Source organism: Salinicola peritrichatus (assembly GCF_003206715.1).
In the GTDB taxonomy this organism is placed as follows: Bacteria; Pseudomonadota; Gammaproteobacteria; order Pseudomonadales; family Halomonadaceae; genus Salinicola; species Salinicola peritrichatus.
Genome location: NZ_PZJU01000054.1, coordinates 37,198 through 49,138 on the forward strand (window position 1 = coordinate 37,198; position 11,941 = coordinate 49,138).

An 11,941-nucleotide genomic window follows, 5' to 3' on the forward strand; every position below is an offset into this window, starting at 1 on the left:
AGCGGGGCGGCATCGCGGCCGATGCCGAATCACCGCTCCCCGGAGCGCTCAAGCCACCAGGAATAGAGCATGCCCGCGAGTATCAAGGCGATGGCAAACACGTAGATGCCTATCGAGATGCCGCTGCCGAACAGGATGCTCCAGTCGCCACCGGAAATGGCCATGGCGCGCCGCAGGTTGAACTCCATCTGCCCACCCAGAAGCAGCCCCAGCACCACCGGTACCGTGGGAATCTCCAGTTTGCGCAGGACATAGCCCAGGACACCGAATGCCAGCATGACGTACAAGTCGAACGCGCTGTTGTTGAGCGAGTAAACGCCCACGAACGCCACCAGCATCACCACCGGCATCAACAGCCATGTCGGCGCCCGCAACACGCGCGCGAACAGGCCGACCAACGGCACATTCAGTATCAGCAGCATGATGTTGCCGATGAACAGTGCCGCCACCAGCCCCCATACCATGTCGGGTTGTTGATCGAACAGCAGCGGCCCCGGCGTGATGTTCATCGACAATAGCAGTGCCAGCAGAATGGCCGTGGTGCCGCTGCCCGGAATGCCCAGCGACAGCATGGGAATCAGCGCACCGCCGGCGGCGGCGTTGTTGCCGGCCTCGGGAGCCGCCACGCCACGCGGATCGCCGTTGCCGAAATCGCCTTTGCGTCCCAGCCAGCGTTTCTCCAGCGTATAGGCCAGGAAGCTCCCCAAGGAGGCGCCGGCCCCCGGCAGGACACCGGCGATGAAACCGATCAGCGAGCCCCGCGCGATGGTCGGCGCGCATTGCCGGGCGCGTTTCATGCCGGGCACGGCCGATCCCAGCTGCTGTCCGACCGGATTGCTCCGGCGGGTATCCTCGAGAAATACCAGGCATTCCGAGATGGCGAACAGTCCGACCAGGGCCGCGATGAAGTCGACGCCGTCATAGAGCTCGTACCAGCCAAACGTATAACGCGAGATGCCGCTTGCCGGATCGAGCCCCACCGTTCCCAGCAGCAACCCCAGGCAGGCGGCGATGAAGCTCTTGGTATAGCTGCCACTGGTCACGCCGCCGATGGTGGCGAATGCCAGCATGAACAGCGCGAAATACTCGGCGGGGCCAAAACGGATGGCGAATCCCACCAGCAGGGGGGCAAACAGCGTCAGGCCGATCGTGGCGATGGTCGCACCGACGAACGATGCCACGGCTGACAGCCCCAGCGCCTCTCCGCCACGCCCCTTGAGCGCCATCGGGTAGCCGTCGAGCGTGGTCATCATCGCCGGCTCGTCACCGGGGATGTTGAGCACGATCGAACTGATGCGGCCACCGTACATGGTGCCGTAATAGACGCTGACCAGCAGGATCAGCGCTGCCGTGGGCGACAGGCCGAAGTTGAAGGCGAGCGGGATCAGCAGCGCCACGCCATTGACCGGCCCCAGCCCCGGCAAGGCGCCGATCAGGGTGCCGATGGTGCAACCGACGAGCGCCAGGAACAGATTCTGGGGCTCGATGGCCACTGCGAACCCCTGGATGAGAAAGGCGAGGATATCCATGGAGGCCGCTCCTCAGTCGCTGAGCATGGGGATGTCGGGCAGTGGAATGCCCAGGGCGAACTCGAACAGCAGGTAGAGAACGATCGTCAATACCGCCCCGCTGATCAACGCCTGTCGCCATGAGGCATCGAACAACCGGATCAACAGCACGCTGCAAAGCAGCGTCGACGGCAAAAAGCCCCATGGCTCGAGGAACCCGGCATAGCCACCCAGCAGCACCAACAGGCCCAATTGACGCAGCAGGACCGCGCCCTTGGGCCAGCGCTGGTTGATGCCGGGCCGGCACAACAGATAGATCGACAACACGCCCAGCGGCACGCATACCAGGCGGGGAAACACCCCCGGCCCCACCGGTTGCAGAAAACCGGTGACGAACGTATGCGAATACCACCAGGCCGCCAGTGCCAGCACAGCCAGCACGGCACCGGCGATGCGATCGCCCAGTGCCGGAGGCTGCGACGGTTTCTCGGATTCCTGGGATATCACTGGATAACCCCGATCTCCCGGGAAATGCTTTCGACCTGCTCGGCCGTGTCACGCACGAATCCGGTGAACTCATCGCCACCGCGCCACAGCGGCACCAGCCCGTTGTGTTCGGCGACCTGTTTCCATTCCGGCGAGTCGTAGAGCGACTTCAGCGTATCGACCATCGACTGATAGTCGGCATCCGATACCTCGCCGCCGGTATAGAAGCCACGCCAGTTGTAGCCGGTCACGTCGTAGCCCTGGGAAACCGCCGTCGGCAGATCGTCGAAGGGCGGCGCCAGCGGCTCGTCGGCCAGCACGGCGAGCACCCGCACGTCTCCCGACTGAATGAAGCCGGCGATCTCGCCCAGATCGGTGGACACGGCGTCCACGTGGCCACCCATCATCTGGGTCACGGCGGGGCCGCCGCCATCGAACTGCACCCAGCGCACGCCGCCGATCTGATCGCTCGACAAGCCGGCGGCCTTGGCCAGCATCAAGGCACGAATATGGTCCCAACCGCCGATACCGCTGGAACCGGCCATGACCACCGAGGAAGGATCGTCGACCAGCGCTTCGAGCAAGTCGTCGAGGGTCTGGTATGGGCTGTCGTCGTCCACCAGTACCACGCCCACGTCGGTGCCCAGCATGCCCAGCCAGCGCATGGTGTCGACATCGCCCGGATAGCGCCCCTGCGCGATCTGGGTGATCCCCACGGTGCTGGTCGCCACGATCAGATCGCTATCGTCGGCGCGTTTGCCGGCAACGTTGGAGAATGCCACCGCCCCGACACCGCCAGGCATGTTGACGACCTGCACGGGGCTGTCGACCAGGCCGAGATCATGCAGCAGCTTGCCTACCGAGCGGCAGGTGAAGTCCCAGCCGCCACCGGGGTCCGCCGGCGCGAGGCAGGAACTGATGGGCAATGCCTGGCTCGGCAGGCTGACGGTCAGGCCGAGCCCCAGCAGGGCCGCGGCGGCAAGGGTGTTCAGGGGACGTTGCAAGATGGCCATGTCGTGTTCCTTGTATCGTTGTCGTGTCGTTATCGCTGGCATGTCGAGAGATCAAATGACGCCCTCGTCGTGAAGTACCTGTATTTCCGCCTCGCCGACGCCCAATTGGGTCAGTATCTCGCGGGTGTGCTCGCCCAGGCCCGGCACATGGCGGTAGACCGCCGCCGGCGCTTCGCTCATCTTCACCGGGAAACCGGTCGTCGGAATCCGGCCGTGCGCGCCCTGGTCGAGTTCCAGCCGCATCTGCTGGGCCCGGACCTGCGGGTCGTCGAAGGTCTCGCGCAGATCGTGGACCCGCCCGCACGGCACCCCCGCGCGGTTCAAGTGTTCGATCCACTCCGCGACGCTGCGCTGGCCGATCACGGCGTCGAGACAGTCGCGCAACGCTTCGCGGTGGATCATGCGCTGGCGGTTGGTGGCGAAGCGCGCGTCCGCCAGAAGATCCAGCCGATCCAGCGCTCGCAGCAGGCGCTCGACCATGGCGTCGTTGCTGGGCGCGATCGCCACATCGCCGTCGCTGGCCTTGAACAAGCCATAGGGATAGAGCATGGGATGGTCGTTGCCGGTACGCTCGGGAATCCGCCCCGTGGCGAAATATTCCGCCGCGAGGTAGCCCATCATGCCGATCAAGCCATTGGTCAAGGAGGTTTCGACGATCTCGCCCCGCCCGGTACGTTCGCGACGCACCAATGCCGCGCATAGGCCAAAGGCCAGGTTCTGGCTGGCGATCATGTCGCTGAGCGGGGGCGCGGCACGCATGGGTTCGCCATCGGCCGTACCGTTGACGCTCATGAAGCCGCTCATGGCCTGGGCGATGAAGTCGTAGGCCGGACGGTCGCGATAGGGCCCCTGGGAGCCGAAGCCGTTGATCCGGCCGACCACGAGTCCGGGAAAGCGTTCGCGCAATGTGGCGTCGTCCAGGCCCATCTTGGCCAGCACGCCGGGACGGAAGTTCTCCACCAGCACGTCGGCGTCTTCCAATAGCCGCCACAGGATCGCCTTGCCGCGCTCGCTGCGCAGATCCAGCGCCAACGACCGCTTGTTGCGATTGAACTGGGCGAAGTACCAGCTGAACCCTTCGATGATGTTGCCTTGGGTGCGCACCACGTCGCCGCGGCGTGGCGGCTCGATCTTGATGACGTCGGCGCCGTGGTCGCCCAGCATCTGGGTACAGAAGGGGCCGGAGATCACGCGTGTCAGGTCGATCACGCGAATGCCGTCGAGCGATCCGGCGGCAGGAAAGTTCAACTCCGCCATGCTCATCCTCTGGCCGTGGCGACGGCGGCATGGTCGCTGAGCGTCAGCCGGGGCCCGGCCTTGGAGACCTGAGCCGGCAGCGACCGCCCCATCAGCTGCGTGGCGAGTTGGGCAGCCTCAATCAGCCTGGCCAGGTCGATACCGGTATCGATGCCCATTTCCGTGAGCAGATACACCAGATCCTCGCTGGCGACGTTGCCCGTGGCCCCCGGCGCGAAGGGGCACCCTCCCAGGCCACCGATGGAACTCTCGTAGCGGGCGACACCCAGCGACAGCCCCTGCATCACGTTGACCAGGCCGATACCGCGGGTATTGTGAAAATGCAGCGTCGGCGACAGCGTGGGCGCGACTTCGCGCAGATGGAGGATACGCTCGCTCACCAGCGGCGGCGTCGCCATCCCGGTCGTATCGCCGAGCGACACGTGACGCGCGCCGAGATCGACGAAGGCCCGAGCGATATCCCCGACCACGCGAACGTCGACATCGCCTTCGAAAGGACAGCCGAAGGCCGTGGCGATGGCTCCCCGCAACTCGATGCCGCTGCCTTCCAGCAAGCGCGCGATATCCGCGAACCCCGCCAGTGACGTGGCGATGTCGCGATTGACGTTCTTGGCGTTGTGGGTCTGCGATGCCGACACGAACAGCACCACCGCATCCACGCCCGCTTCCAGCGCACGCTGGGCACCGCGAAGGTTGGGCACCAGCGCCGTCCAACGCACGCCCTGGATGTCACGCAGGGCCGCCACCAGCTCTGCGGCGTCGGCCAGCGCGGGAACCGCCCGCGGGCTGACGAACGACGTCAGCTCGAACTCCCGGACACCCGCTGCCACCAGGGCGCGCACCAGGGCAGCCTTATCCTGCGTGCCCAGCAGTGTCGGCTCATTCTGCAGACCGTCGCGGAGGCCGACTTCGGTAACGAGCACCCGTTCGGGCATGGTCTGTTGCGGATTCATGGCGGGGCAACCTCGTAAGGCCGTGTAACGGTTGGTCGCCCGAGCCTACTCTCGACACACCGCACCGCAAAACGCGACTTTGGTCGCCATGCCCGGTACAGCGCGCACGCGAAGGCAAGCCGCCCGCTACGCTGCCGGGGGCTTGCGTCATCGTTCACTGCTGCAATACGAACGCCGAAGTGTACTTGTCGACGTTGTCCGAGGTGATCAGCATGCAGTCGAACAGATGCTTTTCACCTTGCAGGCCGGTCTCCCCGGTAGTGATGAACTTGTCGGCCATCTGCACCGCGGCCTTGGAGAAGATCGCCACCGGCTGCAGCACGGTGTAGGCCAGTTCGCCGGACTTGACCGCATCGACCGCATCGGGTGAGCCGTCGAAGCCGCCAACCACCACGTCATCGAGCTTGCCGGCTTCCTTCAGCGCGGCGATCGCCCCCAGCGCCATCTCGTCGTTGCCGCTGATCACGCCCTGGATATCGGGGTGGGCCTGCAGCAGGCTCTGCATCTTGTTGTAGCCCTGGGTACGATCCCAGTTGGCGACGTCTTCGCCGACCTTGTTGAGATCCGGATACTGGCTCAGCACGGTCTCGAAACCGTTGGAGCGCGTCGCGGCGTTGTTGTCCGACGGAGCGCCCTTGAGTTCGACGTAGTTGGCCGAATCCCCCACCGCCTGAACCCACTGTTGCGCACCCAGCGCGGCGCCTTGAGCGTTGTTGGAAACCAGTTGCGCCTTGGCCAGCCCCTGCTGATTGATCTCGGCATTGACCAGGAATACCGGAATACCGGCATCGACCGCCTTGCGCACCGCGCCTACCGAGCCGTCGGCGTTGGCCGGGTCGAGAATGATCGCCTTGGCCTGGTTGGTGATCGCGGTGTCGATCTGGCGACTCTCGGCATTGGTGTCGCCCTTGTGGGCGCTGACGTTGGCCTCGTAGCCCAGCTCCTCGGCGGTCTCGCGGGCGATCTTGCCCTCGGTGAACCAGTAGGGATTGGAGGTATCGTTGACGATGATCGAGATCAGCCCCTTGTCCTGCGCCATGGCACTCCCGGCGAGTAGCGGCGCGCTCACGGCGAGGGCTGCGATCAGCAGGCGTTTTCCTGTCTTGAACATGATGGACCACCCTTCTTTTGCGATTGTAAGGATTAAGATTGTGTTGCCGGCTTGCCGGCTGGGCTTTTCCCGCCGACCGTGGCGTGCTCCACAGAAGTGGTGGTCGACGATGGAGAAGAGGGAGTCGCGGGTGCCTTGGCCGCGCGTTTCTTGCGTCCGCCGTACTGGATGCTGTTGAGCAGCACCGCCAGCACGATCACCGCACCGGTGAAGACGGTCTGCCAGTAGGAGGAGACGCCGATGATCACCAGGCCATCGGAGAGGAAACCGATCACGAAGGCGCCCAACAGCGTGCCGCGCACGGTGCCACGTCCGCCGGTCAGCGCCGCGCCGCCGATCACCACCCCGGCGATCGCGGTCAGTTCGTAGGTGTTGCCGGCGGTCGGCCCGGCCGAGGTGAGCTGGGAAGAGAGCACCAACCCGGCGATGGCGGCGCAGATGCCGGAGAGCACGTAGACCGAAACCTGCACGCGCTTGACCGGCACCCCGGAGAGTTCGGCCGCCCGCGCGTTGCCGCCGGTGGAATAGACCCAGCGCCCGAACGGCGTGCGCGACAGCGCGAGAATCGCGAGGATCGCCACGGCGGCGAGAATCAGCACCCCGACCGGCACCCCGAACAGGCGATTGAAGCCGAGCCAGTCGAAGCCGGTGTTGCCGAGTTCCGGGCGGCCGCCGAGGTTGTTGTAAGTCAGGCCGTCGGTCATCAGCAGCGCGACGCCACGGGCGACATACAAAAGCCCCAGGGTGGCGACGAAGGCCGGCACCTTGAAATAGGCGATCAGCACGCCGTTGATGGCACCGACGAAGGCCCCCAGCGCGCAGGTCAGGACCACCACCACCCATACCGGCGGGTAGAGCGTGACGCCGAACATGTCGAAGGTGACGCCCTGCATCAGGAACCCGGCGACCACGCCGGCCAGCCCCAGGGTCGAACCGACCGAGAGATCGATGCCACCGGTGAGGATCACCAGCAGCATGCCGATCGACAGCAGTCCGAAGATCGCCACGTGGGAGGACATGGTCAAAAAGTTGTTGGTCGTGAAATAGACCGGCGACAGCGTCGAGAAGATCACGATGATCGCGATCAGCGCGAAGAAGGCACGACCTTCGAGCAGGATGCGCGCGAGGTCGAAGCCGCCGCCGCGGCGCACTGGCGCTTGGCTATGCTTGGACATGCTGAGGACTCCTGTGGCGCAAGACAAAAAACGGGCGCAAGACGAAAGCGGCTCAAGCGACCACGGCTTCGCCCGAGGCCGCCATGATCTGTTCCTTGGAAACATCGGCGCCGAACTCCGCGGCGATGCGCCCACGGCTCATCACCACGATGCGATGGGCGATGCTCAGGCACTCGCCGACCTCGGAAGTGGAGAAGATCACCGCCAGCCCCTGGCTGGCCGCGCCTTCCGCCAACAACCGGAACACTTCGGCCTTGGCGCCGATGTCGATGCCGCGACTCGGCTCGTCGAGCAGCACCACGCGCGGGTGGGTGGCCAGCATCTTGCCGATCACCACCTTCTGCTGGTTGCCGCCGGAGAGCGAACCGATCTCGGCCCTGGCGCCATCGGTCTTGATGTGCACGTTGGCGATCGACTCCTCGACGACGCCGCGCTCGCGCCGGCCGGAGGTGAGCAGGCCCCTGGTGAACGCCTTGATGCTGGCCAGCGACAGGTTCTCGCCCACCGACAGGGTCTGCACCAGACCGTCGCGCTGACGGTCCTCCGGCACCAGCACCAACCCCTTGTCGATACGCTCGGCGATGCTCAACTGCGAGATATCCTCGCCCTCCAGCATCACCCGGCCGCCGCTCAGCGGCACGCGCCCGGCGACGCACTCCAGCAGTTCGGTACGCCCCGCGCCCATCAGCCCGTAGATGCAGACGATCTCGCCGGCCCGCACCTCGAGCGACAGATGATCGACCACCGAGCGCTCCGGCACCGAGACATCGGCCACGCTGACGTCATCGAGCGCCAGCGCCACCTCGCCCATGGCGTGACCTGTCGGCGGCGAGCCGAGATCGAAGTTCTCCCCCACCATGTTGCGCACGATCCACTCGAGATCGATCTCCGCACGCTTGGCGTAGGCGGTCATCACGCCGTCTCGCAGCACCACGGCATGGTCGGTGATGGTCAGCGCCTCTTCGAGATGGTGAGAGATGTAGACGATCGAGACACCGCGACTCTTCAAGTCACGGATCACACGGAACAGCACCTCCACTTCGGAAGCGGAGAGCGCCGAGGTCGGCTCGTCCATGATCAGGATGCGCGAATTGACCGACAGCGCGCGGGCGATCTCGACGATCTGCTGCTGGCCGAGGCGCAGATCCTCCACCAAGGTGAGCGGATCGATCGACTCGTCGAGCTCCGCCATCAGCGCGCGGGTCTGACGCGCCTCTTCGGCATAGTCGATACCGGTCATCCCTTTCAGCTCACGGCCCATGAAGATGTTGTCGCGGACGCTGAGGTTGGGCGCCAGGCTCAGCTCCTGGTGAATGATCGAAATCCCCAGGCGCTGGGCATCGGTGGTCGAGGCGAAGCGTACCGGCTCGCCCTCGAGCAGGATCTCGCCGGAGGTCGGCTGAATGACGCCGGAGAGGATCTTCATCAGCGTCGACTTGCCGGCGCCGTTCTCGCCGAACAGCGTGGTCACCTGGCCCCGATAGACATCGAAGTTGACCGTCTTCAGTGCATGCACGTTACCGAACGACTTGGCGACATCCCGCGCCGACAGCACGATATCGTCATCCTGGCAAGCGTCCGGCAGCGGCGTCTCGATGGTGGAAAGCGAGGGCGATGGGCTCATTGCACTTCCATCCTCACCGGCGTCACCAGCCAGTTCTTGGGATTGATCAGCTTGAATACGCCGGTCACCGTAACGGTCTTGCCGCTCAGGTCGGCGGTATCGATGTCCGCCAGCACAGCGGCCTTCATCGCATCGTTGATCGAGGCGCCGGCGTTCTGGTATTCGATCTGGTTGGTGAACTCACCGAACGAAATCTCGCCGGTGGCATCACGCAGGTCGGTGCCGTTGATTGCCGGACCGGTCTGCAGGCGCACGCTGATCTCGTCCGGCACACCCTCGACAGCGATGGTGTAGATCCCGGCACGGGCCTCGCCGGCGACGCCGGTGAAGGTCACCGGCACCACCGGCCCGAAGCTATCGCCGACACCGTATTTCTGGCCTGCCGCCATCGAATCCTCCAGCACGGCCGGCGCCAGTTCACTGGCATCCACCGCGCGTTTCTCGACGCTGGCCTGAATGTCCGGGAAATGCTCGGCGCCATAGGTATCGGCCGAAAAGCCACCGGCGAGCTCCGCCTCGGTACCGATCTCGACCACCGTGGTATCCCAGGCCATGGCACCCAGCAGCACGACGACACAAGCGCCGATGATCAGGCGCCCCTTGAGCTTGCTGGACACTGCCGGCCGGCTGGCGACGGTTGCACTCATGAAATGGCCCTCTGTGACAGACTTGCCAGCACCCCGCCGCCTAATGGCATGACGGGGCACACCGGATCAGGGAATCAGCACGATCTTCAGCGACTTGGAGCCGCTCTTCATCAGCTCGAAGCCTTTCTCGTACTTCTCCAGCGGCAGCTTGTGGGTCACCACGCCCTCGGTCGGGAAATCGCCGTTGCGGATGCCCTCGATCACCAGCGGATAGCAGTACGGCCCCAGGTGCGAGCCGAGCACGTCCAGCTCCTTGCGGTCGGAGATGATGCTCCAGTCGACGCTGACCGGATCCTTGAACACGCTGAACTCGACGAAGCGGCCCAGCTTGCGGATCATCGACAGCCCCTGCTCCACCGACTTCGGATGCCCTGTGGCCTCGATGTAGACATCGCAGCCGTAACCGCCGGTCATCTCCTTGATGATCGAGACCACGTCGTCGCGCTGGGGATTGAGCGTCATGTCAGCGCCGAACTTCCTGGCCAGTTCCAGGCGGTCGTCGAACAGGTCGAGCACGATCAGTTTCTCGGCGCCCGCCTTCTTGGCCGCGCCGACCATGCCCAGGCCCAGGGTGCCGGCGCCGGAGAGCACCACCACGTCGCCAAGCTCGATCTGCGCCCGCTGAACCGCATGCAGCGAGCAGGCATACGGCTCGATCAGGATCGCCTTCTCCAGCGGCAACTCCTCGGGAACGTGGTAGTTGATCGCCTCCTTGGTGAACTTCATGTACTCGGCCATGCCGCCGTTGACGTTGTTCTGGAAGCCGTAGAGGTCGTGCTTCTCGCACATCCAGTACTGACCGCGGTTGCAGAAGCGGCACTGCCAGCACGGCACGATCTGCTCGGAGATCACGCGATCGCCGACGGCGAAGCCTTCGACCTCGGCGCCAACCTTGACCACCCGGCCGATGAACTCGTGCCCCGGAATCATCGGTGCCTTGATGTAGGCGGGCTGGAACTCGTCGCCCCAGAAACTCGGCGCGCCGTCGTAGGACTTGATATCCCCGGCGCAGATGCCGCACCCCTCGACCTTGACCAGGATTTCCTTGTCGTCGATCTCGGGGACCGGCACCTCTTCGAAACGATAGTCACCGGGTGCATAGGCGACCACGGCCTTCATGGTCTTGGGAATGTCACCGCTGGCGGCGGCGGTTTGGGCAGTTGTTGCGGTGGACTCGGCCATGATGATCTCCCGTGCACAAACACATGATCAATATTCGGTCATATGTTTTTAGCTCAGGCAGTAAAACAACATCAATACATACGGAGCCACAGCCCCCTAAGACTTTAGACAAACTTCTTTTTAACCCGTTGATTTTTATTGGCTTAAAAAACCATTCAACGAGTGTATACGACTAAAGTTATTAGGTTGTCCGCTCAAATTCGTAACGTTAAAGCCACGCCATAAGCATAACAAAATGAGCGAACAAAGATCATATGTTCAAAAGCACTTTCTCGCGCACGCACCCGATTCATGGAAACAAACGACGACGGCGCGGCTCTGGGCCGCGCCGTCGATATCTCGAAGGCTTTTACGGTTTCATCGAAAATCGTTCAGATTATCGCGCGTGATGAGATCGACGCCGGTATCCATGTAATCCGGCGCAGCAACACCCAGCGCCTGCTGCCATAGCGCTTGAACGGTCCAATACCCCTGCGCCTCGGGCCGATTGGCCACGGTCGAGTCGGCAACCCCCTCATCGACCAGTTGCAGCATCTCCGGCAGTCGCTCAAGACCGACCAATTTGACCTCGCCCACCAAACCATTCTCCTTCAGCGCCTGACCGATACCGATCGGCCCCGAGGCTTCCGAAACCACCCAGCCATCCAGATCGGGATGCGCCTGCATGATGGTTGCCGCCTGGTTCTGCGCCTGGACGATACTGTCGTTATTGATCCCGGTGGCGACGACTTCGATGCCGGGATACGCGTCGAACACTTCCCGGTGGCAACGCACGCGAATGGCATGGTTGGGCGCCGTTGGCGTGCCCATCATGATCGCGACCTGCCCCTTTTCATCGAGCAGTTCCACCAACCGTCGCGAGGCGATCTGTGCCTGTTCGCAGAAATCATTGCCGACACTGCCGACGGCCAATCCCTCCGGTGCCGGCGAGTCGAAGATCACCACCTTGATTCCCTGATCCAGCGCCTCTTGGGAATCGCTGATC

11 protein-coding genes are annotated in these 11,941 nt (G+C 64.0%); all 11 read right to left on the reverse strand.

Annotation, left to right across the window (positions count from 1 at the left end; genetic code table 11):
- Positions 1 to 29 precede the first annotated feature (29 nt).
- A complete protein-coding gene (locus tag DOM57_RS18265) occupies positions 30 to 1,529 on the reverse strand; it encodes a tripartite tricarboxylate transporter permease (protein WP_110650618.1) in 1,500 nt (499 codons plus the stop codon).
- A 12-nt stretch (positions 1,530 to 1,541) separates the two neighbouring features.
- A complete protein-coding gene (locus DOM57_RS18270; protein WP_110650619.1) occupies positions 1,542 to 2,015 on the reverse strand; it encodes a tripartite tricarboxylate transporter TctB family protein in 474 nt (157 codons plus the stop codon).
- On the reverse strand, positions 2,012 to 3,007 hold the full coding sequence (locus tag DOM57_RS18275) for a Bug family tripartite tricarboxylate transporter substrate binding protein (RefSeq protein WP_110650620.1): 996 nt from the start codon (positions 3,005 to 3,007) through the stop codon (positions 2,012 to 2,014). Before DOM57_RS18275 ends, DOM57_RS18270 begins: the two co-directional genes overlap by 4 nt.
- A 51-nt stretch (positions 3,008 to 3,058) precedes the next feature.
- A complete protein-coding gene (locus tag DOM57_RS18280) occupies positions 3,059 to 4,264 on the reverse strand; it encodes a CaiB/BaiF CoA transferase family protein (RefSeq protein ID WP_110650621.1) in 1,206 nt (401 codons plus the stop codon).
- Positions 4,265 to 4,266: 2 nt separating this feature from the next.
- Positions 4,267 to 5,217, reverse strand: coding sequence for a hydroxymethylglutaryl-CoA lyase (locus tag DOM57_RS18285; RefSeq protein WP_110650622.1), 951 nt, complete (start codon positions 5,215 to 5,217; stop codon positions 4,267 to 4,269).
- Between the two features lie 154 nt (positions 5,218 to 5,371).
- Positions 5,372 to 6,328 (reverse strand): D-ribose ABC transporter substrate-binding protein, encoded by a 957-nt coding sequence (locus DOM57_RS18290; RefSeq protein ID WP_110650623.1) that lies wholly within the window; start codon positions 6,326 to 6,328, stop codon positions 5,372 to 5,374.
- A gap of 32 nt (positions 6,329 to 6,360) precedes the next feature.
- Positions 6,361 to 7,503 (reverse strand): ABC transporter permease, encoded by a 1,143-nt coding sequence (locus DOM57_RS18295; protein ID WP_239496313.1) that lies wholly within the window; start codon positions 7,501 to 7,503, stop codon positions 6,361 to 6,363.
- A gap of 52 nt (positions 7,504 to 7,555) precedes the next feature.
- Positions 7,556 to 9,127 carry a sugar ABC transporter ATP-binding protein gene (locus tag DOM57_RS18300; protein WP_110650624.1) on the reverse strand — a complete coding sequence of 524 codons (1,572 nt, stop codon included), beginning with the start codon at positions 9,125 to 9,127 and terminating at the stop codon, positions 7,556 to 7,558.
- Positions 9,124 to 9,774 (reverse strand): DUF2291 family protein, encoded by a 651-nt coding sequence (locus tag DOM57_RS18305; RefSeq protein ID WP_110650625.1) that lies wholly within the window; start codon positions 9,772 to 9,774, stop codon positions 9,124 to 9,126. Before DOM57_RS18305 ends, DOM57_RS18300 begins: the two co-directional genes overlap by 4 nt.
- Positions 9,775 to 9,840: 66 nt before the next feature.
- Positions 9,841 to 10,956, reverse strand: a complete 1,116-nt coding sequence (locus tag DOM57_RS18310) for an MDR/zinc-dependent alcohol dehydrogenase-like family protein (RefSeq protein WP_110650626.1) — start codon at positions 10,954 to 10,956, stop codon at positions 9,841 to 9,843.
- A gap of 357 nt (positions 10,957 to 11,313) precedes the next feature.
- A partial coding sequence (locus DOM57_RS18315) for a substrate-binding domain-containing protein (protein WP_162619594.1) occupies positions 11,314 to 11,941 on the reverse strand: 628 nt, incomplete at its 5' end.